The 26052-nt window shown below is 40.4% G+C and carries 23 protein-coding genes; 4 read left to right on the top strand and 19 right to left on the bottom strand.

What is annotated here, in order from left to right; genetic code table 11:
- Nucleotides 1–54: 54 nt before the first annotated feature.
- Nucleotides 55–675 carry a DedA family protein gene (locus FZC88_RS03645; RefSeq protein WP_148993683.1) on the bottom strand — a complete coding sequence of 207 codons (621 nt, stop codon included), beginning with the start codon at nucleotides 673–675 and terminating at the stop codon, nucleotides 55–57.
- 116 nt (nucleotides 676–791) lie between these two features.
- Complete coding sequence (locus FZC88_RS03640; RefSeq protein WP_148993682.1) at nucleotides 792–1610, bottom strand: hypothetical protein; 819 nt, start codon at nucleotides 1608–1610, stop codon at nucleotides 792–794.
- Between the two features lie 130 nt (nucleotides 1611–1740).
- Between FZC88_RS03640 and FZC88_RS03635 the strand changes: the two genes are divergently transcribed.
- Nucleotides 1741–2667: a VanW family protein gene (locus FZC88_RS03635; protein ID WP_148993681.1), complete on the top strand. Its 927-nt coding sequence runs from the start codon at nucleotides 1741–1743 to the stop codon at nucleotides 2665–2667.
- Between the two features lie 49 nt (nucleotides 2668–2716).
- Here FZC88_RS03635 and FZC88_RS03630 read toward each other — a convergent pair whose 3' ends face one another.
- The 14 genes from FZC88_RS03630 to FZC88_RS03565 all read right to left on the bottom strand — a co-directional run bounded on the left by FZC88_RS03630 (nucleotide 2717) and on the right by FZC88_RS03565 (nucleotide 19983).
- The gene (locus FZC88_RS03630; protein ID WP_148993680.1) at nucleotides 2717–3085 is read right to left on the bottom strand and encodes a VOC family protein; all 369 of its coding nucleotides are present in this window, start codon (nucleotides 3083–3085) and stop codon (nucleotides 2717–2719) included.
- 102 nt (nucleotides 3086–3187) lie between these two features.
- Nucleotides 3188–4540: an aspartate aminotransferase family protein gene (locus tag FZC88_RS03625; RefSeq protein ID WP_148993679.1), complete on the bottom strand. Its 1353-nt coding sequence runs from the start codon at nucleotides 4538–4540 to the stop codon at nucleotides 3188–3190.
- 21 nt (nucleotides 4541–4561) lie between these two features.
- Nucleotides 4562–6028, bottom strand: coding sequence for a CoA-acylating methylmalonate-semialdehyde dehydrogenase (locus FZC88_RS03620; protein WP_148993678.1), 1467 nt, complete (start codon nucleotides 6026–6028; stop codon nucleotides 4562–4564).
- A gap of 149 nt (nucleotides 6029–6177) precedes the next feature.
- Nucleotides 6178–7779, bottom strand: a complete 1602-nt coding sequence (locus FZC88_RS03615) for a PucR family transcriptional regulator (protein ID WP_148993677.1) — start codon at nucleotides 7777–7779, stop codon at nucleotides 6178–6180.
- Nucleotides 7780–7851: 72 nt separating this feature from the next.
- The gene (locus FZC88_RS03610; RefSeq protein ID WP_148993676.1) at nucleotides 7852–8037 is read right to left on the bottom strand and encodes a hypothetical protein; all 186 of its coding nucleotides are present in this window, start codon (nucleotides 8035–8037) and stop codon (nucleotides 7852–7854) included.
- Between the two features lie 21 nt (nucleotides 8038–8058).
- Entirely contained in the window at nucleotides 8059–8262 is a 204-nt protein-coding gene (locus tag FZC88_RS03605) for a hypothetical protein (protein ID WP_113968125.1), read from the bottom strand.
- Between the two features lie 71 nt (nucleotides 8263–8333).
- Nucleotides 8334–9806, bottom strand: coding sequence for an NCS1 family transporter (locus tag FZC88_RS03600; RefSeq protein ID WP_148993675.1), 1473 nt, complete (start codon nucleotides 9804–9806; stop codon nucleotides 8334–8336).
- A gap of 131 nt (nucleotides 9807–9937) precedes the next feature.
- A complete protein-coding gene (gene hydA, locus FZC88_RS03595; RefSeq protein WP_148993674.1) occupies nucleotides 9938–11365 on the bottom strand; it encodes a dihydropyrimidinase in 1428 nt (475 codons plus the stop codon).
- Between the two features lie 16 nt (nucleotides 11366–11381).
- Nucleotides 11382–12668: an NAD-dependent dihydropyrimidine dehydrogenase subunit PreA gene (preA, locus tag FZC88_RS03590; RefSeq protein ID WP_148993673.1), complete on the bottom strand. Its 1287-nt coding sequence runs from the start codon at nucleotides 12666–12668 to the stop codon at nucleotides 11382–11384.
- 23 nt (nucleotides 12669–12691) lie between these two features.
- Nucleotides 12692–14047 carry an NAD(P)-dependent oxidoreductase gene (locus FZC88_RS03585; protein WP_148969265.1) on the bottom strand — a complete coding sequence of 452 codons (1356 nt, stop codon included), beginning with the start codon at nucleotides 14045–14047 and terminating at the stop codon, nucleotides 12692–12694.
- 92 nt (nucleotides 14048–14139) lie between these two features.
- Nucleotides 14140–15030, bottom strand: a complete 891-nt coding sequence (locus FZC88_RS03580) for a nitrilase-related carbon-nitrogen hydrolase (RefSeq protein WP_148969266.1) — start codon at nucleotides 15028–15030, stop codon at nucleotides 14140–14142.
- Between the two features lie 428 nt (nucleotides 15031–15458).
- Entirely contained in the window at nucleotides 15459–16907 is a 1449-nt protein-coding gene (locus FZC88_RS03575) for a carbon starvation CstA family protein (protein ID WP_148969267.1), read from the bottom strand.
- A gap of 286 nt (nucleotides 16908–17193) precedes the next feature.
- Complete coding sequence (locus FZC88_RS03570) at nucleotides 17194–17715, bottom strand: ankyrin repeat domain-containing protein (RefSeq protein ID WP_148969268.1); 522 nt, start codon at nucleotides 17713–17715, stop codon at nucleotides 17194–17196.
- A gap of 99 nt (nucleotides 17716–17814) precedes the next feature.
- The gene (locus FZC88_RS03565) at nucleotides 17815–19983 is read right to left on the bottom strand and encodes a DNA topoisomerase III (protein WP_148993671.1); all 2169 of its coding nucleotides are present in this window, start codon (nucleotides 19981–19983) and stop codon (nucleotides 17815–17817) included.
- Between the two features lie 150 nt (nucleotides 19984–20133).
- On the opposite strand from FZC88_RS03565, the gene FZC88_RS03560 reads away from it, so the two are divergent.
- Nucleotides 20134–21123 carry a YeiH family protein gene (locus FZC88_RS03560; protein ID WP_262371643.1) on the top strand — a complete coding sequence of 330 codons (990 nt, stop codon included), beginning with the start codon at nucleotides 20134–20136 and terminating at the stop codon, nucleotides 21121–21123.
- Between the two features lie 444 nt (nucleotides 21124–21567).
- Here FZC88_RS03560 and FZC88_RS03555 read toward each other — a convergent pair whose 3' ends face one another.
- Nucleotides 21568–22104, bottom strand: a complete 537-nt coding sequence (locus FZC88_RS03555; protein WP_148969270.1) for an outer spore coat protein CotE — start codon at nucleotides 22102–22104, stop codon at nucleotides 21568–21570.
- Between the two features lie 212 nt (nucleotides 22105–22316).
- On the opposite strand from FZC88_RS03555, the gene FZC88_RS03550 reads away from it, so the two are divergent.
- Nucleotides 22317–22583 (top strand): hypothetical protein, encoded by a 267-nt coding sequence (locus FZC88_RS03550; protein WP_148993670.1) that lies wholly within the window; start codon nucleotides 22317–22319, stop codon nucleotides 22581–22583.
- On the opposite strand, the gene FZC88_RS03545 is transcribed toward FZC88_RS03550, so the two are convergent.
- Nucleotides 22560–22991 carry a YlbF/YmcA family competence regulator gene (locus FZC88_RS03545; protein WP_148969272.1) on the bottom strand — a complete coding sequence of 144 codons (432 nt, stop codon included), beginning with the start codon at nucleotides 22989–22991 and terminating at the stop codon, nucleotides 22560–22562. The genes FZC88_RS03550 and FZC88_RS03545 overlap by 24 nt on opposite strands.
- 1 nt (nucleotide 22992) lies before the next feature.
- Nucleotides 22993–24558, bottom strand: a complete 1566-nt coding sequence (gene miaB / locus FZC88_RS03540) for a tRNA (N6-isopentenyl adenosine(37)-C2)-methylthiotransferase MiaB (RefSeq protein ID WP_148993669.1) — start codon at nucleotides 24556–24558, stop codon at nucleotides 22993–22995.
- 234 nt (nucleotides 24559–24792) lie between these two features.
- Here miaB and FZC88_RS03535 point away from each other — a divergent pair, with 234 nt between their 5' ends.
- Nucleotides 24793–26043, top strand: a complete 1251-nt coding sequence (locus tag FZC88_RS03535; protein ID WP_148993668.1) for a coiled-coil domain-containing protein — start codon at nucleotides 24793–24795, stop codon at nucleotides 26041–26043.
- Nucleotides 26044–26052 lie beyond the last annotated feature (9 nt).

The raw sequence follows: 26052 nt of genomic DNA, 5'->3' as shown, positions 1-26052 counted from the left end.
TCCTTTTCTCACAAAAAATCCGCTTCCCAAATGAGGAGCGAATCGATGTCTTGTTTATTCGGTTTGTTTTGCTATGCTTGACTCATCGTCCAAGCAGCTGGTGTTTTTTTCCTTAAATCTAAAAAAGTATTTATATGATAAGAAACCAATCAACAGTATAGCCCCTCCAATGAGAAGGTAGGTTTGTATGTTACTCATCAATGACTGTACATACTTGAGATTTCCATTCTTGCCGACTATTAACATCGTGAGGGTAATTGGGAAGATTCCGATGAACGTTAATCCGCCAAATGTCCATTTATTCACTTTACTAATACCTGCAACATAAGAAATATAGTTACCAATGCCAAGCGGTCTCGTGATGGCAATACTCCACAATCCACATTTCCGAAACCATTTTTGACCTTTAGCTAATTTCTTTGAGCTGGTTTTTTCATTGAGTTTATCTTTTAATTTATATCCTATTCCATATGGGATATAACTACATACCGTATAAACCAAGCTGCTTGTGAATGCTAAAATGATCAGCTTCGTCCAAGATGGATCTAAAAGGTAACCATATGTCAGTGTCACGAGGGCTCCCGGAAATGGCAAGGATGACGCTTCAATTGCATTTCCAGCGAATAACCCCCACATTCCAAGCTCCTTAATTAAATTTATTACAAAATCAAACATCGGTGTGTTCCCTCCACGATTTATTTATATACCCTTTTCCCTATTTTGCATATTAAAAACGCACATAGAGAATAAGAATTCATCCACTGGAGGTAAATAATGTATATGATTGATCCTTAATCCATTTCCTCAAGAAATGCATGACCATCAATTTTCCATTGATCCTCAATCGCATCTTTCCGAATGATGAATTGAACGTTATTTTCTTCTTGAGATTGATTCGATCGTATCCATTTCACTCTAACCTTTAGCTTCATCCCAACAAGTGCAGGTAAATCCTCTACAGGAAGTATCGATCTTTTAGTAACATCCATATGTTTCACTCTCTTAAGGGTTTCCTTTAAGGACCCATTACTTCCAGACATCACTTGTGAAAGTAGCTTTTTATCATGCTGATTGACAGCAATCTCCATGACACTGATCAACTCATAGGGATCTAATTTGTATAGAAACCCATCCAGTTTTCCACCTGCTTTTAAAATCATGATCTTATGGGCCAAATCAGGCGTTGGTGTCTTATGGGTTGTACTTCCATAAAAATGCACGCAGAAATGTCCCGGAAAATTGTTTTGGAGAGCGCCTGCTCCGTGCGGCATTCCGTTCATTGAGGCAGATATTAGTTGATCATGTACAAAAACGAGAATTGCACGACGGTCCCAACTCCATTTTCCCCCATAGATGGATTTCATGATTTTCGTGTCTTTTTTTGTAACTGGTTGTACATCCGCATGTTTGCTTCCTGCTCTTCTTTGTACCTTGAAAGAAAGGCCGGTTTCTACATCAATGATCGTAAAATACGATTGCTTAGGAATAATCTCTTTCACTTGATCCCACGGAAGTATTTCTACAGTAAAACTAGGCATTGCCCCCGCAGGTTTAGCACTGCAGGCAAAAAGTAAAGACGCAATCATCATGAACCTGAATAAATAAAGCATGTAAAGACCTCTTTTTTTTCCTTAGTTTCTAATCACAACTGCAAATACATAACCATCAATTTTTGGCAATTAGGATTTAACATGAAAGAAGCCTTTTACACCGATACTACATACGAAAGGAAGGGTTCAGATGCTCTGGATTAAACTTAGTTCAATTGGTCTATTACTGTTTCCTGTGATGAATGGTCAAGATCAATTACATATTCAATTTCAAAATCATGCGCCAATTTCTATAGAACGAAATTCATTGAGTATACCATTGGTAGATGAACCAATAATGGACGAAAAGCAATATGAGGAATTAGTTTCAGAAGTGCAAAATCAGGTCTATACCCCTCCTCAGAATGCCTATATCAATGAGAATAATCAAATTATTTCAGAAAGAGCCGGTTACAAACTTAATGAACGGAGATTTCGTGAGCTGGTTCATTCCTTCTTCTTTTCTAGAGGGTCAATCAATACGGAAGCACCCCTTATGACATTACATCCCAAAGTCGACAGTGAGATCCTTGCGCACATCCGAACACAGCTTATTGGAAGATACGTCACATATTTCAATAAGCATAATGAGGAACGGACTCAAAATATCGTTCTAGCGACAGAGAGAATCAATAATACGGTTGTGTTCCCTGGAGAAGTATTCTCCTTTAACGGTGTGGTTGGAAAAAGAACGAAAGAAAAGGGATATAAAAAAGCCCCCGTGATTATAAAAGGGGAACTCTCAGAAGATATAGGGGGTGGGATTTGTCAGGTATCATCCACTTTATTTAATGCGGTTGACCAGGCTGGTGTAAAAATATTAGAACGGTATCATCATTCAAAGAGGGTTCCTTACGTGCCTCTGGGCAGAGATGCTACAGTTAGCTGGTATGGACCCGACTTCACTTTTAGAAACGCATATAACCAGCCACTGCTCATCCGTGCAAAAGTAATTGGCGGGCAAGTTATCACTTCGATTTATTCTTCCGATCTTATCAATGTGGAAAAAAGAAAGGTCCCTAGCGCTTCACAAAATTCATCTATGGAGAAAGATGTGGATAAATTCATTCAAGAATAGTGTTTTGAAAATAAAAATGCACCTCCTAATTCATGAGGTGCATTCATTATTAATGGTATTCTAAAAATTCAATTCGATTTCCAAATGGATCTGAGACGAAAAAGCGATTTCTACCGTTAATCGGTGTATCTTCTTTTATCCTGATTCCTTTCTCCATTAGGTTACTTCTAAGTGCTTCTAAATCTGCAACAAGTAATCCTGGATGTGCTTTTGTTGCTGGCACAAAATCATTTTGTACCCCCACATGAATTTCTTGTGGTCCATATTGAAACCAACAACCGCCTCTCCCTTGAAGATTTTCAGGTTTCGGTATTTCCTTCAGACCAAGAATTTCACCAAAGAACTTTCTAGCTTCCTCTTCGCTGCCTTTTGGAGCAGCAAACTGAATATGATCAATCCCTTTGAAAATGATGCTCATCCCCTCCCCCTATGTTCTTACTCATCTATTTTACCATAAAATTCAATTTAATAAGAAAAGGGAAAACACCTGCACAAACAGGTGTTTTCCCAGTCATTATTATTAAAGTTGCTTGATCCCATCCATCACGGTGGATAATAACAGATCCAGATCTTCCTCTTCTATGTTCAATGGTGGTGATAAAGTAAGCACATTGTTGTAACCAGCGACTGTAGCCCCATTTTTCCCAATGATTACACCTTTTTGTTTACAGTATCCAATCACCTCATTGACCTTCGAGACGTCTAAAGGTTCTTTTGTTTCCCTATCACTTACCATTTCAATTCCAATTAATAGACCCTTTCCTCGAACATCTCCAACATATTGATGATCTTGCAAATGATTTTTCAACGTGTTCAATGCCTTTTCACCAAGATCAGCGGAGCGTTCAAAAAGCTTCTCACTCTCCATGATTTCAATGTTTTTCAAAGCAAGGGCACATGCTGCAGGGTTTCCACCGAATGTATTGATATGGCGGAAGTAATCATATTCCTCAGTTCCTTTAAACTCTTCATATATCTCACGCTTCACGGCTGTTGCAGATAACGGAAGATACGCACTTGTAATCCCTTTTGCCATTGTGATGATATCCGGCTTTACATCATAATTCATGAAACCAAATGGCTTGCCTGTACGTCCAAAGCCACAAATCACTTCATCGACAATCATGAGTGCTCCATGCTTCTCACAAACTTCTTTCGCCGCTTTCATATATTCATCTTGTGGAACGAGTACCCCACCTCCTGTGATGATTGGTTCCATGATCAACGCAGCCGCTGTTTCACTTAATTCCCAGGTCATCGCTTGATCAATTGCCTTTACTCCAGGAAGTTCATGTGGGCTTTGCCCCGATGTTTCATCGCGATAGCTATCGGGTGGAGCGATATGGATAAATCCGGGAGCTAACGGCTCATACTTATATTTCCGCTGAGCCTGACCTGTTGCGGCCAGGGCCCCCATGGAATTCCCGTGATACCCTCTATATCTGGAAAAAATTTTATACCGTCCGTGTTCCCCTTTTTGCTGGTGATACTGTCTGGCAATCTTAAAGGCGGTTTCGTTGGCTTCTGAGCCACTGTTGGAAAAGAAAATGACATAGTCATCCCCAAGTAAATGATTTAATTTCTCAGCAAGCTCAATAGCCGGCTGATGACTTTGTGTTAGTGGAAAGTACGCCATTTTTTTAAGCTGAAGATAAGCTGCTTCTGCTAATTCCTGTCGACCATATCCTACGTTTACACACCATAGCCCTGCCATGCCATCCAGAAATTTTTGACCATCCTTATCTGTAATCCAGGACCCTGCAGACTCTGTAACGACCATTGTTCCATCGGGATTGTATGGTTTCATGGAATGCCAAATGAGCTTTTCATCATTCCTTAACCATACATCTTGAGATTGACCTGCTTTCACCATGAAAGTTCCCCCTAACTCAGATTAAAAATCAAATCGAGAAGTGATCATTTTCTTCCTAGTATAGAAATTTACTCCGTCTTTACCGTTTACATGCATATCCCCATAGAAAGAATCCTTCCACCCTGAAAATGGGAAGAACGCCATTGTCGCAGGAACACCAACGTTGATACCCAGCATTCCAGCGTCTGCTTCTTCTCTGAACTGTCGGACAGCCTTTGCATCTTTCGTGTAAATCGTAGCACCATTTCCATATCGTGATTGACGAATATAATCAAGTCCTTCATCCAGATCCTTGGCTCTCAGTAAACTGAGGATAGGGGCAAACATTTCTTCTTTTGCAATGGTCATATCCGGTGAAACATGGTCAAAGATCGTTGCACCCAAGAAGTTTCCTTCCTTGAAGTCATCCATTTCTTTACGCCCATCTCGTATTAGGGATGCGCCTTCCTGCAGACCTTTGTCAATATAACCAAGTGTCTTCTCCCGATGTTCTTTTCGAATGACGGGAGTGAGAAGCACTTCTTCGTCCATTCCGTTACCAATACATAACTCATCTGCTTTTTTACTTAAAGCTTTAACAAACGGTTCATTATCCCCTACAACCACTACGGCACTGCACGCCATACATCTCTGGCCGGCACTGCCAAACGCTGAACTGATAATATGCTCAGCCGCTTTATTCATATCTGCATCAGGCATGACAACATGATGATTCTTCGCCCCGGATAATGCCTGCACCCTTTTCCCATGAGAGGCAGCCTGTTGATACACATATTTAGCCACCGGCTGAGACCCGACGAAGGATATGGCTGCTACTTCTTTATGCTCGATCAACCCATTTACGACATCATGTGCACCATGTACGACATTTAATACACCATCAGGCATTCCTGCATCTGTTAATAACTCTGCAAGCCTATTGGCTAAAATCGGGGTTCTTTCAGATGGCTTCAACACGAAGGTATTTCCACACGCAATTGCAAGCGGGAACATCCACAGGGGTACCATCATTGGAAAGTTAAATGGCGTGATCCCCCCCACTACCCCAATTGGATAACGGAACATCTCTGAATCTATATCCTCTGCAATACCACTCAACGTTTCACCCATCATTAAAGTCGGTGCACCACAAGCGAATTCCACACACTCAAGTCCCCGCTGCACTTCACCATACGCCTCTTTAAATGATTTACCATTTTCCTGTACAACCAGTTTGGCCAATTCCTCATGATTGTCTGAAAGTAAAGAATGGTATTTATATAAAATACGTGCACGTTTTGGAACCGGCGTCTTCTTCCAGGTTTGTGAGGCTTGCTTGGCAGCCTTCACAGCCATAGCGACGTCTTCTTTAGTAGAAACCGGGACTCTTGCAATCTCTTCATTTGTAGCAGGATTCACGACTTGTAACGTCTGTGAGCTAAGAGAATCAACCCATTCCCCTCCAATGTAATTCTTTAATACAGCTACGTCTTTTTTAATGATCGTCATATTCTAGTTCCTCCTTATTTTTTCATCGGCTGTTTCTCCGTAGTGTAGGACCTGTCGTAACGTTTATAGTTTTATTATGAAATAAATTGTAAGTGGTTGCATTAGACATTGTGTAAAAGAACCTGACCTCTCAATTTGACATTTTACAATTAATTAATCTTCGACTTTTTCAAAGAGCTGAGTGGTTGCAAATAGTCATGGGCAGCAAGGAGAAACTCGATGGCCACACGTTTATCAGAGGTCATGAAATCATCTCCAAGTAAATCTTCAATTTTTTTGAGGCGATGGTAGAGTGTTTGTCTTACAATGAATAGTTGTTTTGATGTTTCCTGTTTTGATCCCTGACATGCAAGGAAAACCTTCAACGTCTTCAATAGACTGCCATCATGTTTACGATCATAATCCAGGAGCGGAGTGAGGTACTCTTCGATCATTTCCCACAGATTAACATTGTTGTTAACGATTGAAATCAGCCTGTATAAATGCAAGTCATCAAAGAAAAAATACGCTTTTGAAGCATCCACCTTTGACTGAAACATGAGACTATCTTTAGCTGTTTCATAGCTCTTGTGAATTTCCATCGTCTCCATTTGGTACTTGCCAGTTGCAAATACTGTTTGTGAAGAATCTTTAAAGAAATCAGACTGAAGAATCTTTTCGTAGGCAGTGGTGACTCTCGATTTCCAATCTCCTGTCCTCCTTGTGTCCAGAAGAATGAAAATGAGATCATTCCCTACTCTTTCGGGTAACACACGAAAACCCTGTTGTTCAAAAATACTTCTGGTGACAAGATTAAAATAGGTAAAATCAATCGGCTCTTGTTCATTCAGCCTATTCGTCTGGCAAATACAGACGACTCCACCATTGACTTGTACTTTTAAGTCTGCTAAAAATGCGGAGAGTCTCTCATAGGACTGTTCTCCTTTTAACCAACAGGTAATCCATTTGGAGTCTTCTAACCGTTTTTGCTCGTTAAAATACAATTCTCTCATTAAATACTGGGCTAACGCCGTTGAAGTTCTGTCCAATATAAGAAGCTCATATTCACTAAAAGGATGATCGCTTCTGTATATACATAACTCTGCGTATTCCTGGTCAAATAGAATAACTTTAGTGGAGGCAAAATGATGATTACGGGAATCTTTATGACTGTGATAACATTCTCGTATCCTCTCTTCATCAGGTGAGCTCATGAGAGGATAGATTTCCACCTCTTGTTCTTTCAACTGAAAGAGTACAGGTACAGTAAGCTCCTTATGTAAAACCTGAAGGATCTCTCTGAAGTGATTAACCCCGAGCAGCCTTCTGTTTAACTCCTGTGCATATGAATCCAGTTTTTTTATCATGTCGTATTGCTGATTGATGAGTACGGAGTGAATATCCTGAGTTATACTAACGAACGGAACTTCCCTTTGAAACACGATAATAGGAAAATCAAATACATCTGCACACTTTAATACAGAAATTGGAATCGTGGAAATGTTTGTATCAAGTTCAATGCAAATGGCTGCTGCTTCACTCTCGATTAACTGTTGAAGGAGTGAAAGAAAGGTCTTTTCCTCCTGTAAAGCGATTCCTGTAGAAAGAATCAGTTCATTTCCGTTAAGAAGATTTTTTATCGAAGTTACTTCGACTACATGGACCCACTTCACCTGACGGCTGAGACCATTGTGCCCAGCAATCACTTTAGCATGTTCAAAGTACTTTCTTACTAGAATATCTTCTACTGAGAAATAGTAATTACTTTTCATTTTTCTCTCCTCTTGTTCTGCCTTAGGAAAATGGAGAAAAAGGATTGGCGGAACCAATCCCTCATTTTGCATCTATTCTTCTACATAGGGGATGGCAAACTGGATCTCTTCACTCCACCATTTCATTATTTCTTCATCTGATAGCTGTTGTGAAGATAAGACGGCTAACACCCATTCGATTAACTCGTCAGACGTTTGCATATTTCCAGGAAGGAGTGTCAGTTCCTTTCCTTCACGCGGTCCCATAACGTCACTCATCCAAGTTTCCCCCTTCAACTATTAGTTTTGAAGTAATAGATTTGAAAAATATTTTCGTGCATTTGCCGTTTTCACATGAAGAGTGGCACTTCTTTTATTTTCAGTATGCTTAAACAGAACAAATGCCCCACTTAGGTTCTCTGTTATTTTCTCAATTTTAAAACCTTTTTGAATGAGAAAATCAATCTTATCCCGTTCACTTAAAAACTCTTGATAATCAGACATGACGACACCCTTTCTATCGTATCTTCAGATAAGAACTACCCTGCTTCATGATCCAATGAAAACCATTCCTATTAAGAAAAACTTGTTCCTGTTGGGGATTCTTCTGAGACAACGACTTCTTCTTCGACTTGAATTTCCCAATCGCGGCCGACAGACAAGCCAAGATATTTCTCATCACTCGGATCAATTAGTTCTGCCTGCTCATATTTCTTAAACCACCAGAATTTAGCTAATACATAATAGCAAATAGCTCCACCCCCGAAGCCGACTAAAAAAGAGAAGTTTGGAACGTAATAGGAGGCAACTCCTCCAATAATCCATGAAATGAACCCTGCAAGATTCACTCCATTCATATACTTGAATTGTCCTTTGTCTTCATATAATGCAGGTACATTGACTCTTCGCTTCCTGATAAAATAATAATCTGAAATCAAAATCCCTACGATGGCTGACAAAATGCCTCCTACGAATAGTAGAACTGGAATGATTACACCAAAAAGGTTCCATGGTTGTACGATCGTACCCACAATACCAGCAGTAATGACCCCTGCCCAGAACGGGAATTTTGGTCCCCCGACATTAGAGAATATTGTTGCAGCCGGAACGATATTCGCAGCAATATTCGTTGACCATTGAGCCAGGACGATCATTAGAAGGAGGACACCTAAAACGAATCCGCTCGCTGCTTCTTGAAGAGCTACTACGGGATCATAATTCAGTACGGCAATATATGAAATTCCTCCAATTAACACCATAAATGATTGAGTGATAGGAAGAGCTACAAGGTTACCAATTAACGAGCTTTTATTCCTCTTAAACCAATTCCGCTCATTTTTTGGAGCTTTCATGAATCTGGAAATGGACGGAATATCAGCAGATAGTGTGGCCCAAAATCCCATATTACTAAAGACGACTACCAGAAAAGCCGTAAAAGTTGCAGCACCTGTTACCGGACTTTCAACCCAGCTCCAAATGTCTCTTCCTTGAGAAGCGGCAGATTCAGATAAGGATGAATACATCCATACAGAAATTAGAATGATGACCGGTGCTGCAAGGTCGGCAAATCTTTCCACAGCTTTAATCCCAAGAGCTGTATTCACTAATTGAAGGACCGCAAAAATCACGAAACAAACAAACCAATTATCAAAACCAAATAAAATATTTAAAATACCATTCATCGCTGTTGCACCAAAGTAAGTGTTTATTCCAAACCACATTGATGCTGCCAGACCACGCACTACAGAAGGAATATGGGTTCCAAGCGTTCCAAAAGGGGCTCTCATATAGACTGGGAATGATACCCCATGCTCAATCCCGATATCCCCGGTCAATGTAATAAATAGACCGATCGCAAGTGACCCAATGATGGTGGCAAGTACAACAAGAGGTAGGGGTAGGGATACGACTCCGGCTCCGCCAATGGCGAAGGTTGCAAGAACGACAACCATTCCAACCCACATAAATGAATAGCCAAGCTTGGTGATTTTTCTTTCGCTCTCTTTAATCGGTAATAAATCAGGAGACTTTAAATAACTTTTCTTCATCTTGAACACCCCTTATTTGTTTGCATCGAATGGCAAAACCAAATCTTTGACAAGAGTGGCCGGAGGAAGGCAGTCTCCCTTCCTCTGGCAGGAGTTGTTCTACAGTTAAGATGCATTATTTTCTAAAGTTTTTAAGACTTAGAGGATTGAAGTGCTTCACTCTCTTCATTTGAAAGAAGCTTACCGTATTTTGCTCTCTTAATATACTTTCCGGTTCCCAGCTTACCGACAAACTGTTTGTCTTTAATGACATATTCACCCCTGGAAAATACAGAAACAGGTTCACCTTTTATCTTCATGCCTTCAAACGGGTTATAATCTGCTGCCATATGATGAGTTTCAGCACTTATCACTCTCTCAGCATTTGGATCGAAAATGACCACATCTGCATCAGAACCTACTGCAATGGTTCCCTTCTGAGGATAGAGGCCAAACAGCTTTGCACTACGTGTAGACATGATATCAACAAACTGGTTTAAGCTTATCCGCCCTTTTTCAACTCCTTCTGAGAATAATATGGATACACGGTCCTCTACAATCGGTCCGCCATTCGGGATTTTAGTGAAATCATCTTTCCCAAGATCTTTTTGCCCTTGGAAATCAAATGAGCATTGATCTGACCCTATTGTTTGCAGCTGACCACTTTTCAAGGCATTCCAGAGAACATCTTGGTGCCACTTCTCACGAAGGGGCGGCGACCAAACGTATTTAGCTCCCTCAAAATTCGGACGTTCTAAATAGGTTTGATCAAGCACAAGATACTGAGGACATGTTTCTCCCCAAACATTCAATCCTTTACTTCTCGCTGCTGAAATCTGTTCAACGGCATCAGAGCAGGAAACATGCACAACATATAATTGGGAATCTGCCAATCCGGTTAGTTTAGCTGCACGGCCAGTCGCTTCCCCCTCCAGTTCAGGAGGTCTCGTCAGCGCGTGATAAATTGGTTCCGTTTTCCCTTCCACTAAAGCCTTTTCGGTTAAATACTCAATAACGTCGCCATTCTCTGCATGTACCATTACGAGTGCTCCTAATTCCTTCGCGGCTATTAAGGTTCTAAATAGCGTTTCATCGTCTGCCTGGAATACATTTTTATATGCCATAAAGACTTTGAATGATGTAATCCCCTCTTTATCCATCATCTCAGGAAGCTGCGATAGGACATCTTGATTGATTTCCCCGATCATTAAATGGAAACTATAATCGATTACTGCTTTATCCTTAGACTTCGCATGCCAAGTATCAATTGCATTTTGAAGAGGTTCTCCCTTATTGGTCAAACAGAAATCAATGAGTGTCGTTGTTCCTCCAAACGCTGCTGCAATGGTTCCACTCTCGAAATCATCCTTTGATACCGTCCCACCAAAAGGCATTTCCAGATGAGTATGGGGGTCGATCCCACCGGGAAAAATGTACTTTCCATTCGCGTCAATTATTTCTGCATTGCTAGTATCAAACCCTTTACCTATAGCTGCGATCTTACCATTCTGTATAAGCACATCCGCTTTATATGTGTCTGTTGCCGTAATAATGGTTCCATTTTGAATAATTTTATTCATATCCATACCTCCAGAATTATTTCGCCGCGTTTACTCTAGCTTCGGATAGGTTTCCTACTACCGCTTGACGTTCATTCCATGTCATTGGCATATGGCCACTTGAAACCTCTATCATGTCAATAGCCCCATCAACCGGACATACAATCGAACATAAATTACACCCGACGCAATCTTCTTCCCGCACTTTTAAATAGCTGTTTCCTTTAGGATCTTTCAGCATGTCAATGCATTGATGAGACGTATCTTCACAGGCAATATGACATTTATTACAGTTAATACAAACATCCGTGTTGATTTTTGCCACAACACTATAATTAAGATCAAGATTTCCCCAATCAGAAAATCTCGGTACTGATTTCCCGACGATATCCTGGACTGATGCAATCCCTTTTTCATCCAAATAATTATTTAAGCCATCAAGCATATCCTCGACTATTCTAAAACCATGATGCATAGCAGCTGTGCAAACCTGAACCCCAGATGCTCCCATAAGCATAAATTCAACGGCATCCTGCCAATTGGATACTCCTCCCATTCCTGAGATCGGAACGTTGATACGAGGATTTCTGGCGCATTCGGCAACCATGTTCAATGAAATTGGCTTCACTGCAGGTCCGCAATAACCTCCATGAGCACCTTTTCCGGCTACATGCGGAATGGTATTCCAAGAATCCAGATCAACTCCTGCTAAACTGTTGATTGTATTGATCATACTTACTGCATCCGCACCACCGCGGACAGCCGCTTCAGCTGTGACAGTAATGTCTGTAATGTTTGGTGTCAATTTTACAATTACAGGTGTCCTGGCCACCTCTTTCGCCCAAAAGGTTTGTTTCTCGACTAGTTCTGGTACCTGACCGGACGCAGATCCCATTCCCCGTTCAGCCATTCCGTGTGGACATCCGAAATTCAGCTCCAGCCCATCAACACCGACGTCTTCAACCTTCTTTACGATTTCATGCCATTTTTCTTGTTTAGGCTCTACCATTAATGATGCTATGATTGCATGATTCGGAAATCGTTTTTTTGTTTCATAGATTTCCTTCAAATTCACTTCTAATGGTCGATCGGTAATGAGTTCGATATTATTGAATCCTGCTACTTTTTGACCATTAAAACTTACAGCTGCGAACCTTGAAGAGACATTTATAATGGGCTCCCCTAATGTTTTCCATACTGCACCGCCCCAACCTGCCTCGAATGCTCTTTGAACCTGGTAACCTGAGTTCGTTGGTGGCGCGGACGCCAGCCAAAATGGATTAGGTGATTTAATTCCTGCTAAATCAATGTTTAAATTTGCCATGAGTTCCCCCCCCTAGGACAATCTTAATTCACGTGGACTTTCTCCAATTGTGCATGTAAATGATAAGCGGCAAGTTTCCCTTGCTCTGCAGCCGTAACGACCATTGCTTCTCCTACTCCCTTACCAAAAACAACGTCTCCACAGGCGAAAATCTTTGGATTAGAAGTTTGGAAGGTGTCTCGATTAACTTGTACAACACCGTCTGAATGCTCCACTCCGAATTGTTCAATAAGCGATAGATGACGAGTTTGGCCAATCGCCTTAATGACTGCGTCAACAGGAAGCACAAACTGTGAGCCTTTGACTGGAGTCGGACGTCTTCTCCCATCCTCACCTGGATCTCCTAACTCCATCTTGATGCATTCGATTCCCGTTACTTCTCCCGCTTCATTTCCTATAATTCGCTGAGGTGCCGTTAGCCAGCGGAATTCTACTCCATCCTGTTTTGCAAATTCGTATTCAAAATCATAAGCCGTCATTTCTTCTTGTGTACGTCGGTATAAGATTTTCACATTGTTTGCTCCTAAGCGGACAGAACAGGTAGCTCCATCGATGGCTGTATTTCCAGCCCCAATCACCACCACTTTTTTGCCCACATAGTCTTGCGACAGCTTGCCCCTTTTAGTTGCCTTAACAAATTCAATGGCGTCATGAACACCTTTTAAGTTTTCCCCTTCAATTTTCAAATCTGGAACATGGGACATTCCCGCTGCCAGGATGACAAAATCATGGCTCTCTACGATTTCATCTGCAGATATGTCTTGACCAACTTTTACATTGGTTCGAATATCGACATTCAATTTCTTTACCTGGTCCACTTCCCAGAAGGATACGCTCTGGGGAAGGCGGAAAGATACAATTCCATAAGTATTCAAGCCCCCCGCTTCTTTTTCGGCTTCATAAATGGTCACTTCATAACCGAAACGTGCAAGTTCCCTTGCAGCCGATAGGCCGGCTGGTCCACCCCCGATAATCCCTACTCTAGTCCCATTTGGCTCCCCTGCTTCAAATAGCACTGTTTCGTTATGTCTTGCCCAATCCGTTGCATATCGCTGCAGGTCTCCTATCATGATTGGTTTAGTAGAATGATTCAGTACACAGGCCCCTTCACACAGCTCTTCTGTCGGACAGACACGCGAGCAGCTCGCACCCACAGGATTTGCAGACATGATAGTTTTTGCGGATCCTTTCAAGTTCCCGGATGCAATCTTTTTAATAAATGAAGGTATATCAATGCTTGTGGGACAAGCTGTTATGCACGGAGCATCATAACAATACAAGCAGCGATTTGCTTCCTCCACGGCTTCCCTATTGGTCAATCCCTCATGGGCTTCGAGAAAATTCTTCTCAAGATTGAGTAATGAAAGTGTGTTAGACAAACTGACTTCCCCCTATCCATTTCCTATTAATTTCCATAACCTGTTAAACACCCCATGGCTGACAATGATGGTTCACCGTCAGCCTCAAATTATTAAGGAAGTAAAGCCGTCATATCGTTATAAGTTTCAGGCCTGCGGTCTCGATAGAACTGCCATGTATCCCGGACTTCACGTAATAGCTTCTTATTCATTTCACCGATAATGACCTCATCACTATCTCTGCTTCCAATGGAAACAAAGCTGCCCCTCGGATCTACTAAATAGGACTGTCCGTAAAATTCACCCATATTCCAAGGACCCTCAAAACCAACACGATTAATGGCTCCCAAGTAGTAGCCGTTTGCCACCGCATGGGCTGGCTGCTCAAGCTTCCATAAGTATTCAGATAATCCAGCTACAGTTGCAGATGGATTGAACACAATTTCCGCCCCTTTTAAACCTAATAGGCGGGCCCCTTCCGGGAAGTGACGGTCATAGCAAATATAAACTCCTACTTTTGCATAAGCAGTATCAAATACCGGATACCCGAGGTTTCCTGGTTTAAAGTAATATTTCTCCCAGAATCCGTAACCTTCCTCTCCTACCCCAACATGTGGAATATGCTGCTTTCGATATTTTCCAAGATAGGATCCATCTGCATCGATGACCGCTGCCGTATTATAGTAAGTAGCTATTCCTTCTCTTTCATAGATTGGTAGGACGATGACGACACTCAGCTCTTTGGCTAACTCCTGGAACTGTTTAGTTGTAGGGCCATTTGGTATTTCTTCAGCAGAGTCATACCACTTTGGGTTTTGTTCTGAGCAAAAGTAAGGACCATAGAAGATTTCCTGTAAACAAATGATTTGAGCTCCCTTTCTTGCTGCGTCTCGCACCAGTTCCACATGTTTCTTGATCGCTTGCTCCTTATGGACATCTACCCCTTCACTACCATCTACATCATGAGAAGCTTGAATAAGTCCAATTTTCACCAAGTCTGACATTTCATTACCCCCTGCACAAATAAATTATATAAAATAGTAAGCGCTTTCATTGTTTTTTCTCCATTGGTTTACACTTACTAGATTTCACCGACTGAAATAAAAATCTGAATTTTAAGTATTTTCACTTTATTTTAACCCGTACTTTTACAGAATGCACTATACAATCTGTAACACTAACTACGTTCCTGATTTGTCATTATGTACATTCAATAAAATGAATGGTTTCTCTTAAGGTAGCATACTTTCATTACGAATTTTGTAGAATGATTTGTTTTAATCTTTTAAAAATTCAGTTTTCAATCGACAAAAAATACAGACTGCCCTCTTGATTCATTCCTTTTCATTCTTATAGGTCTATGCAAGACCATTTGAACTTATCCTAAAAAAACAGCCTTCTCCACTGAAAAGGCTGTTTTTGTCGATTATCGTTATGAACTTACTGACTTCATCTCTAGTAATTGTTTCCTGCGAGGTCTGTATTTTACTACTTGTGCCACAAACCATATCAAGACAGCCAACCAAATGACGGAACCGATCATCATTGCTGTTGAATAGGAAAGACCAAAACCTTCTGGAGCGTAAAAAATATACGAGCTTACAACTCCTGTCATAAACAATGCAGGAATACTGCATATCCAGTGGAATCTTGCTTGTTGTAATAAATAAATGGCAGCAGTCCACAACATAACGGTTGCTACTACCTGGTTGGACCATCCAACATATCTCCACAGGAAGGTATAGTCAATCTGAGTAAGTAAAAACGTCGGGACTGCCACCGGTATAACTAACAAGACCGGCAGCCATTTCCCTTCAACATCTTTCTTACGTATATCATTCATTAAATCAGCAAGCATCATTCTTGATGATCTTAACGCAGTATCCCCTGTTGTGACTGGAAGGATTATTACACCCAGGACAGCTAGTACTCCACCTAACGTGCCTAACGTCGTTTTGCTGATTTCATTTACCACTCCTGCAGGTCCACCAGCTGCCAATGCTTCTTGAAGCCCAGCTGTTCCATTAAAGAATGCCATACCTGCTGCAGCCCAGATCAATGCGATGATTCCTTCAGCCACCATCGCTCCATAGAATACTTTTCGTCCTTCACTTTCTTTTTTTAAGGTTCTGGCTAAGATGGGACTTTGAGTGGAATGGAATCCAGAGATTGCCCCGCATGAAACGGTAACCATCAGTAAAGGCCATAGAGGTAAATCATTTGGATGTAAGTTTTCAAATGTTAGATTTGGGACTGGATGTTCAAAGAAAAACAACCCAATTCCAATCGCTACTGCCATAAAGATAAGGATGGCTCCAAAGAACGGATAAACCTTTCCAATAATCTTATTAATCGGTAAGACAGTTGCAATGAGAAAGTATGTAAAAATAATGACAAGAGACGTCATAAAATTAAGCGGTGTCACCTCTGCCATTAGTTGTGCAGGGCCTGATGTAAAAGCCGCGGCTACGAGAATCATCAGCACGATTGATAAAATGTTCATAACGGATTGTACAGGTTTTCCTAAATATTTTCCTACGATTGAAGGAAACTGAGCTCCACTATGCCTTAGAGATAACATTCCAGAAAAGTAATCATGAACCGCTCCGGCAAATAGGGTGCCAATCACAATCCATAGGAATGCTACAGGTCCATACAAAGCGCCTAAAATTGCCCCGAAGATCGGACCTAACCCCGCAATGTTTAACAATTGAACCAGGCTTGCTTTCCACCAGCTCATGGGCATATAGTCTAAGCCGTCCTCTTTTGAGTATGCAGGAGTCACATTGGTATCATCAATACCGAAAATACCCTCTACCACCTTTGAATAAATGAAATAACCTACTACTAGAATACAGATGGATGCAAGAAATGTTAGCATCACGATGTCCTCCCTTCAGTAAATGAATTTAACGTTTATTTTAATATGCGAAACGACAAATAACAACAGAATTTTCTAAAAATATTATTTCTTCCGAATAAATAATTAACTCACATTTAAACTAAAGACCGTCAAGTCAACAATGTAATCCCTTACATTGTTCAAAAAAAGTTTCATAACATAATACATATAGAGTGAATCATGTTGTATGAATCAACCTCTCATTAACAAAAATCGCAAAAATAAAATACACCCCTTTAAAGAGGTGCATGACACATGCTCGAAGCTACTGTACTTTTCCTTTTGCAAATTCTTCATGGGCTTTTAAAAATTCTTTATTATTTCTTTCTCTTGCAATGTCCAATGGAGTACGGTCATTCCCTGAATGTATCTCTTGTCCATCTCCATGAGCCAGTAACAGGGACACAATTTCTTCACTTCCGTCGAAAGCAGCAACATGTAACGGTGTGTGCCCTGATGAATCGGGTTGATTCACATTTGCTCCTTGTTTTAGTAAAAACTCCAACAGTTCTTTCGAAGCCTTCCCGGCGATTCCTGCATGTAAAGCCGTATTAGAAGGAATGTAGGAAACTTTCGAATTTGAGAAGGAATTGATATCCGCACCAAAATTCAGCAGAAGCTCAACGATTTCTCTATGACCATAATGTGCAGCCACCCCTAATGCTATTAAACCTTGTTCATTATCTGCGTTACAAAGATTGGTGTCATTTCTCAATGACTGCTCCACTGTCTCTTTATCGCCTTTTTCAATTGCTTCAAAAAATTCTTGAATGGTAATTGATGTCATCACACTCACCTCATTTTTACATAATTACAAATATTCTATCAATTATAATTAAAAAAAGATAGAGATGACTCCTAAAATAGGGAGTCATCCCTAGAAAAATTACTGATCCAGTTTTAATTTTGCCAGAGCATCGGCTAATGCAGTGTTGACCGGCTCATCATTCTGCTGTGTTTTCAAATACTTATTTACATCCCTTTTAGTTGCTTTGCTATTCTTTTCTTTTTTTCTGCGATCATTAAAGGTTGAAAGTTTCTCTCTATGTCCACACACACATGTGAACATCTGGCCTTCCCCTTCACCTCTTAGATCTAAGCGTTTATGGCAATTCGGGCACCGTGCATTGGTTTTTTTGCTAATATTTTTCCGGTGACCACACTCGCGATCTTGACAGACTAATTTCTTACCATGCTTATTCTTTATCTCAAGCATCAGATTTCCACAGTCAGGACATTTCGTTCCGGTTAGATTATCATGAGAGAATTTCTTAGTAGAGTTCTTAATTTCACTAACCGACTTACTTGTATAATCTTTAATCTCTTTTAAGAATTCCTGCTTATTAAGAGAACCATTTGCGATTTTTTCAAGCTTTTGCTCCCACTCTGCTGTAAGGGTCGGGGATTGTAATTCAAGTGGTGCCAACTCCAATAATTGCTTTCCTTTAGACGTAATTAGAATTTCTTTTCCTTTCGGTTCAATCACTCCTGAGTTAAAAAGCTTTTCAATTATATCTGCCCTTGTCGCAACTGTACCGAGTCCCCCTGCTTCATGTATGGTGTCAAGAAGATCTTTGTTACTTTCTTTCATGAATTTCTTTGGGTTTTCCATAGCGGATAGAAGTGTTCCTTCATTGAAACGGCCGGGAGGATTCGTCTGCCCTTCTGTTTCTTTTATTGACAGAACGGAAAATATATCCCCTTCTTCCATTTTTGATAGCAATTGATCTTTTTCTGAATCAAAATCATATACTTCTTTCCAACCGATTTCTACAATCCGCTTACCTTTCGTCTGAAAGGTTTCAGTCCCAATCGAGGCTTCTATCGTCGTTTGTTCATAAAGATATGGAGGGTAGAATACAGCTAAGAAGCGTTTCACGACTAGATCATAGATCTTTCTTTCACGGTCCTGTAACTTTTGTAGGAAAGGTGTCTCCTCCGTCGGTATTATGGCATGGTGATCCGTCACCTTTTGGTCATCAACGTATGCTTTTGAAAGTTGGTTTGAACTCTGCAACGCTAAATGAGCCATTTTACGATAAGGTTGTACACTGACCGCTTTCAATCTGTCCTTTAATGTGGCGACCATATCGCTGGATAAATGTTTACTATCTGTTCGTGGATAAGTGACTAATTTATGTTGTTCGTACAATTTCTGCATAATGGATAGTGTCTCTTTGGCAGAATAGCCAAAGATTTTATGAGCATCTCTTTGCAATTCTGTTAAATCATATAAAGAAGGGGCGTGATTTTTCTTTTGTGATTTTTTTACTGTCTGAATAGTGATTTCCTTTTTGTCCTTCAATAATTTCATGACGCTTGTTATTTCTTCTTTCGAAAATGTTTTCGTATCTTTATTTTTATGGTTTGACCAAATAAACGAACCACGATCCGTTGTAGCCTGTATGCCATAATACGTTTGTGGTTTAAAGTTCCTGATTTCTTCTTCCCTCTGGGCAATGATGCTTAACGTAGGTGTTTGTACACGTCCACATGATAACTGTGCATTGTGCTTGGTAGTCAAAGCCCTGGTAGCATTCATTCCCACATACCAATCGGCTTCAGATCTCGCTTGGGCAGCTGCATATAGGTTTTCGTATTGTTTAGCATCTCTCAGTTTATTGAATCCGTCTTTAATCGCCTTATCGGTGACAGATGAAATCCATAATCGTTTCAGCGGTTTATTTACCCGGGCTTTCTCAATGATCCAGCGGGCAACAAGCTCCCCTTCCCGGCCGGCATCAGTGGCAATGACGATTTCTTTGACATCAGGACGGTTCATTTGTGATTTCACTGAGCTAAACTGTTTTCCTGTTTTCTTAATGACTACAAGATTAAGGGATGAAGGGAGCATGGGCAGATCCTCAAGCTTCCATGCTTTATAGCGGTCATCATAGCTTTCAGGCTCTGCCAATGTGACTAAATGTCCCAGAGCCCAAGTCACGATATAGTCGTTTCCTTCTAAGAATCCATTTCCTTTTTTCGTACACTGAAGTACTTTGGCAATATCTCTACCGACAGAAGGTTTTTCTGCCAGGACTAAAATCTTTTTCATGTTAAAAATCCTTTCAATACTAGGTGTTTTGTTTCTATATCTTTTCTATTTTAACATACAATAAAATGAATAGTGTTTTAGAGTTCACGTCTATTATAGGTTGTACTATACTGAGGAATAGTTGATTTTTCACAAAGGAGCTATAGGACATTGCAGCATGACATACAAAAAGGTTCCTTTCTTCCTAAAGAAGCTTGGGGCATGATCATCATTATATTAATCACTTTATTGTCCAAAGGATTAGGTTCACTTTTCCCTCTGATAGGCAGTTTGTTATTTGCGATTATTATCGGAGTCATTCTTAAAAACACAACCAAACTTCCTTCATCATTCGAACCAGGTATACAATTCACCTTGAAAACACTGTTGAAAGTGGCCATCGTATTTCTCGGTGTCGGTTTAAGCCTGTATGATATCCTTCTTATTGGGCAAAAAGGTTTATGGGTGATATTTTTATCGGTTTCCATCGGCATTAGCTTGACATATTTCGTAGGTAAATGGCTTCGTATAGACAAACGGTTAAGCTTGTTAATAGGAATCGGCACCAGTATTTGCGGGGCTACGGCTATTTCGGCTGTGAAGGGAATCGTTGGGGCGAAAGAAAATGAAACAGCCTATGCTTTATCGACGATTGTTTTCTTTAATTTAATTGCTTTTATTATGTATCCAATCATTGGTCATCTCCTTCACATGTCTGATCTCTCGTTTGGCATTTGGGCAGGTACAGCCGTACATGATACATCGTCAGCAATCGCCGTTGGTTATTCATATGGGGATGAAGCAGGAGAGGTGGCAACGACGGTGAAGCTTGCCCGAACATTGTTCTTGATTCCTGTGATGTTTTGTTTACCATTTTTATTAAGAAAGAGAAATGAATGTAAATCTCAATACAGTAGTGCATTCCCCTGGTTTGTTTTTTTATTTTTAGCCGTCTCTGTACTTCATACATTTGGTTTCATTCCTGAAATGATCGAATCTTACCTTAAGGTTTCTTCAAAATTTATGATCATCATGGTAATGGCAGCAGTAGGTCTTCAAGTGAGAATAAAAGACATTACTCAGTTAGGATATAAACCCCTCCTCACTGGCTTAATTGCTTCTATTACATGTGCACTCATCAGTTTATTCCTTATTCTATAGGCTAAATAGAGGCTGGGACAAAACTAAAAAACTACGATATCAAAACGAACAATAGAAGTTTAGGTTCTCAATACCGCTAATGATTTCCGTGCAAGACTACGCTTTCCTCGGGTAGCCCGTGAGCCTCCTCGGCAAGCCTGCGGGGTCTCACATAAGCTACTTTTCCCGCAGGAGTCTTCGTCTTGCACTCCAATCAACCGCTAGAAACAGCTAAAATCAAATGATTCAAAAATAAATTATAAACCCGAACAAATCTGCCCACTAAAATGCAGATTTGTACGGGTTTTCACTTGCACTAAAACACTTTTGTCCCAGCCTCTTTCACGACGAAAAAAAGAGCATCTAGAGAGATGCCCCCTGTACTGTTTACCATCCCTTATGCGATAAATTCCTTTAAACTCTGGAGAAGAAAAAACTAGGAAGAGGCCGTCTTCCTAGTAAATGCTATTCTTCGTCTCCTTCTAAGAAGTCTGGATCTAACTCTTCAAATTCTTCATCATCTAAGTCACAATCCCAGTCTTCATCGTCACAACCTTCAGGATTTACAAGGACACATACTTTCGTTTCTCCTATAACTTCCACTAGGAATTCACGTTCCACGTGAACAATGATTTTGTTACCGTTTGGTGAAATAACCGCTTCGCAGCAATTCGGCTGTTGCAGTACGCGAGCACATACTTCAATATCATCTAAGCAATCAGGATCACGGTATTTCAGCTTAATGCAATCAGTATACTGTACTCTCTCCGTTACAACAGATGTCTTTGTGTTGTCACTGTGGGAGTACCATACGTTGATATCGTATGAACCGTGAATTTCAACCTTCTTGCCTACTTTGTGTGCTTCATACTTGTGATTAATGATCCAGCAGCCTAAAATGCTCGATGGATTATGCGGCGGGCTAATCGTATGATGAGACTGTGTGAATTTACGTCCCTTCGCTACGACCGCTTTAGTAATAATCTCTCTATATTCTGCCATTCGAGCGAACCTCCTCATTCATTTTCAATTCATCTTATGCGACTATCTAGGTGTTTGTGCGAGAAAATTTAATTACATAATGGGATTGTTGCGAGATAATGTATTGTATGCGAATACCCATTGAATGTTCCGGAATGCACTACCCGCCACCATAGAAAAATGATAAACTAAGAATCAGCAATGAAGTGACAATTTGATAGGAGGATGTATTCATGTCAAAAAGCAAAGCAAGACGAAAGAGGGATCATATCCTTAGAAATACGGGCCGGGATGTGACGAAGCTCCGAAGTGTCCTACCAGATTTTTCGATAGTGGAGCGCACAACTAAAACGAAGAAGGAAACAATAGCAAAAGGTCAAACAAAACACAAAAAACGATCTCCGCATGAAAGGGATATTCCTTTAAGCAGAGATCGTTTTTATTTTCACGATGCACCTATTTACACCTTTCTTCTATTAAGAACAGCTTCCAGGCGTTGAGTTTTTCACTTGTGATCCGGTTTCACCACGGAGTAAATCTCCGCCTGTTGTTTCAATGATGTGATCCGTCACATTATTAGAAATGACGGAAGCAACAATTTGCAGTAAATCATTCACGTCCGTTTGAGACTCTTTAAATTGTTGTACGACTGGAATGGCATCGATTTCCTTTTCCAGGTTTTCAATCTTTTCTTCAACCATTTTTAGCGCTTCTGTCTTACCATAGTGCTGGAAGTTAACCGCTTGTTTTTGTAAGCTCTTAATACTTGCGATCATTTCACGCACTTTTTGATTTTCGTGAATCTGAGCTTCAGCGCGTTTAAAGAAATCCACTTCTTCTGTTTCAGCAATCATCGTTGCAAGCTCTTCTGCCCGCTTCATAATATCGTCTTTTGTGTACTTTGCCATATTAATTCACCTCTACCGGTTCTTGAAATTCTGATCCAATCTGGCCATTTTCGACCATTTCCCCATCCAGTGACCACGATTTAGCATTTGTGATCTTAACCTTTACAATTTTTCCAATGGCTGTTTTAGGAGCCTTGAAGTTGACAAGCTTACTGCGTCGGGTATAGCCGGCAAGGATGTCAGGGTTTTTCTTACTCTCTCCATCCACCAGTACCTCGACGATCTGTCCTTTATAGTTCTTCATCGCTTCAGCAGAGTATTCCTTCACAACTGCATTTAACCGTTGAAGCCGTTCCTTCTTGACTTCCATCGGTACATTGTCATTCATTTTCGCCGCAGGAGTACCTTCCCTAGGAGAATAGATGTACGTAAAGGCCGATTCAAAGCCAACTTCCCGATATAAAGAAAGAGTTTCTTCGAATTGCTCGTCGGTTTCATTCGGATATCCGACGATGATGTCAGTTGTAAGAGCAACGTCCGGCATCGCTGTTTTAATTTTCCTTACTAATTCCAGGAATTGCTCACGTGAATACTTACGGGCCATGATCTTCAGGACATCTGTCGATCCGGATTGAACCGGTAAGTGAATATGCTCAACCAGATTCCCTTTTTTCGCAAGGACTTCAATTAAATGATCATCGAAATCCCTCGGATGACTTGTCGTAAATCGAATACGCGGAATATCCACTTTTCGAAGATCGTCCATTAAATCTCCTAGGCCATATTCAAGATCCTCGATATCTTTACCATAGGCATTCACGTTCTGTCCAAGAAGTGTGATTTCTTGATACCCCTGGGCGGCAAGGTTTCGTACCTCCTGGATGATTTCTTCAGGACGACGGCTCCGTTCCTTACCGCGTGTGTATGGAACGATACAGTACGTACAGAATTTGTCACACCCGTACATGATGTTCACCCAAGCTTTAATGTTCCCACGGCGTACCTTAGGAAGGTTCTCGATGACGTCCCCCTCTTTAGACCAAACTTCCACGACCATGGCTTTGGACATATAGGCATCGGACAAGATTTTAGGAAGACGATGAATGTTATGGGTTCCAAAAATCATATCCACTTGCTGGTATGTTTTCAGAATTTTATTCACAACGGATTCTTCCTGGGACATGCACCCGCATACACCGATCAAAAGCTCGGGTTTTTCCCGCTTCAAATGCTTCAGGTGACCTAATTCACCAAATACCTTATTCTCGGCATTTTCACGAATCGCACATGTATTTAAAAGGATAACGTCTGCATCATCAGTCGAATTCGTCGCTTCATAGCCTAATGCCATGAAAATCCCTGCCATCACTTCTGTGTCATGTTCATTCATTTGACAACCGTACGTACGAATATAGAATTTCTTGCCTTCCCCTAAACCTCTATATTGATCATCAATCGTAAAGTCATTATGATATTTAATTTCTTCCTTCCCACGCTTTTTGGCATCTTTTAACGATGGTGGGATATAGACACTTTCAAAGTATTTACTGTAATCCTTTTCGGATTTTTGGTCCGATGGAGTAACAGACTTTGATTGTTGTCCATGTTTTCTTTGTTCTTCGTTCATGAAAAATCCCCTTTCTGCCTCTATAACCAAACCGCTTATCTTCTATTATAAATCATCTAAGAAGATATACATTCTTGCACATTATAATAGTATAAAGGTTTTCGAGGATACATACAATAGAGGCGCTTAAGTGTTGAAAATTGTTCGAAACTTCCCGCTTACCAGTATAAATGGGCTTTCATCCATGTAACTCCCCTTGTAAATGGTGCATAACGTAAAGTAAGACAAATACCCATGGAGGAGATTAAAATAGCGAAGAATGAAATAAAGACACCTATGTATCACATTGAAAACCAAGAAAAATTATACTTCCTTTCTAAAATAGATGAACTAAACCAAACCATTGAAAGATTACAAGAAAGCCATCTGTATGCTGAAGTTCAGCATTATAAAGAACTTTTCATTTCTAACCTTCACCAATTAGAGCATCTAAATGAGGAGTTAGAAATAAACCGGGTTTCTGAAGAAGAACTTATAAAGGATCGAAATAGATTTAAAGAATGGAAAGAAAAGCTTGAGAATCAAGTAAATGACCTTCACCATCAACAACACATAAAGGAGAATATCCTTATAGAGAAGACTGAAAAAATTCATGAATTAGAGCAAAAGCTCGTTCAAACTGAAGTGGAGCGGAAAAACCTGGACCTTTCCATGTCCAGGCTGGATAAAGAAAGAGATTCACTCCTTCAACAGCTTCACGAAAAGGAAAATCTGCTTCAAGACAAATCTATAACCATAAATGAACTAGAAAAAAAACTCCTTCAATCCGAAAATGAACTCAATACCCTCTCACTTTCCTTATCCAAGCTGGAAGAAAGTCATACTAAGTCATCCACTGAAAACGAAACTTTACTTAAAGAAAAGCAAACATTACTGCAACGAAATCAATCTTTAAATACGAAGGTCCTTAGTCAACAACAGCATATTTCGGATTTAAATGCTGCATTAGCTCATTCCGAAGAAACGAAGAAAGAAATGTTCTATAGCCTTATTTCTAAAACAGAAGAGCTAGAAAAGCTAATGTCTGAGAGGAAACATGCACTTGATTCTTTGCAGTTCGCAAAGGATCAGTTAGTTGAAGCAGAAAAGCAAAAAATGGAATATCTTAAAACATTTATCAGCGAATATCAAAAGCAATTTGAAGAGAATGAGTGGTGGTTTTCCACCCAATTTGCCGATATTGATCAACGGTCAAAACAACAGGATGAACGGATTGAAGCGGTTGAGCAGGAGCAAGAACTCAACTTTATCCATCAAAATGAAGTACTAATGGAGAAATTTGAAGAAGTCGAGCAGCGATTTATAGAGTTTATTGAGGAAGTGGATTCCATCCGTGACCAAAATTCAAGAATGACCCACAATTTATTTGAGCTGAAACGAATGGTTGAAAATCAAAAACGAAGTCAAACCCATATTATTAAACCTCGTCAGAAACCAATAGCCGATAAAATGGTCACTCAAAACGACGACAGTACAAGTGAATGACGTCAGTAA

The sequence above is a fragment of the Rossellomorea aquimaris genome (assembly GCF_008180865.1).
GTDB lineage: Bacteria > Bacillota > Bacilli > Bacillales > Bacillaceae_B > Rossellomorea > Rossellomorea yichunensis.
The sequence above is the reverse complement of the archived record's forward strand: the minus strand, read 5'-3'. Positions and strand labels throughout refer to the sequence as shown.

Bases quoted from the DNA above. Each gene is read 5' to 3' on its own strand.
- FZC88_RS03645 (WP_148993683.1), bottom strand. From the start codon at position 675: ATGTTTGATTTTGTAATAAATTTAATTAAGGAGCTTGGAATGTGGGGG.
- FZC88_RS03640 (WP_148993682.1), bottom strand. From the start codon at position 1,610: ATGCTTTATTTATTCAGGTTCATGATGATTGCGTCTTTACTTTTTGCC.
- FZC88_RS03635 (WP_148993681.1), top strand. From the start codon at position 1,741: ATGCTCTGGATTAAACTTAGTTCAATTGGTCTATTACTGTTTCCTGTG.
- FZC88_RS03630 (WP_148993680.1), bottom strand. From the start codon at position 3,085: ATGAGCATCATTTTCAAAGGGATTGATCATATTCAGTTTGCTGCTCCA.
- FZC88_RS03625 (WP_148993679.1), bottom strand. From the start codon at position 4,540: ATGGTGAAAGCAGGTCAATCTCAAGATGTATGGTTAAGGAATGATGAA.
- FZC88_RS03620 (WP_148993678.1), bottom strand. From the start codon at position 6,028: ATGACGATCATTAAAAAAGACGTAGCTGTATTAAAGAATTACATTGGA.
- FZC88_RS03615 (WP_148993677.1), bottom strand. From the start codon at position 7,779: ATGAAAAGTAATTACTATTTCTCAGTAGAAGATATTCTAGTAAGAAAG.
- FZC88_RS03610 (WP_148993676.1), bottom strand. From the start codon at position 8,037: ATGAGTGACGTTATGGGACCGCGTGAAGGAAAGGAACTGACACTCCTT.
- FZC88_RS03605 (WP_113968125.1), bottom strand. From the start codon at position 8,262: ATGTCTGATTATCAAGAGTTTTTAAGTGAACGGGATAAGATTGATTTT.
- FZC88_RS03600 (WP_148993675.1), bottom strand. From the start codon at position 9,806: ATGAAGAAAAGTTATTTAAAGTCTCCTGATTTATTACCGATTAAAGAG.
- hydA (WP_148993674.1), bottom strand. From the start codon at position 11,365: ATGAATAAAATTATTCAAAATGGAACCATTATTACGGCAACAGACACA.
- preA (WP_148993673.1), bottom strand. From the start codon at position 12,668: ATGGCAAATTTAAACATTGATTTAGCAGGAATTAAATCACCTAATCCA.
- FZC88_RS03580 (WP_148969266.1), bottom strand. From the start codon at position 15,030: ATGTCAGACTTGGTGAAAATTGGACTTATTCAAGCTTCTCATGATGTA.
- FZC88_RS03575 (WP_148969267.1), bottom strand. From the start codon at position 16,907: ATGCTAACATTTCTTGCATCCATCTGTATTCTAGTAGTAGGTTATTTC.
- FZC88_RS03570 (WP_148969268.1), bottom strand. From the start codon at position 17,715: ATGACATCAATTACCATTCAAGAATTTTTTGAAGCAATTGAAAAAGGC.
- FZC88_RS03565 (WP_148993671.1), bottom strand. From the start codon at position 19,983: ATGAAAAAGATTTTAGTCCTGGCAGAAAAACCTTCTGTCGGTAGAGAT.
- FZC88_RS03555 (WP_148969270.1), bottom strand. From the start codon at position 22,104: ATGGCAGAATATAGAGAGATTATTACTAAAGCGGTCGTAGCGAAGGGA.
- FZC88_RS03550 (WP_148993670.1), top strand. From the start codon at position 22,317: ATGTCAAAAAGCAAAGCAAGACGAAAGAGGGATCATATCCTTAGAAAT.
- FZC88_RS03545 (WP_148969272.1), bottom strand. From the start codon at position 22,991: ATGGCAAAGTACACAAAAGACGATATTATGAAGCGGGCAGAAGAGCTT.
- miaB (WP_148993669.1), bottom strand. From the start codon at position 24,558: ATGAACGAAGAACAAAGAAAACATGGACAACAATCAAAGTCTGTTACT.
- FZC88_RS03535 (WP_148993668.1), top strand. From the start codon at position 24,793: ATGGAGGAGATTAAAATAGCGAAGAATGAAATAAAGACACCTATGTAT.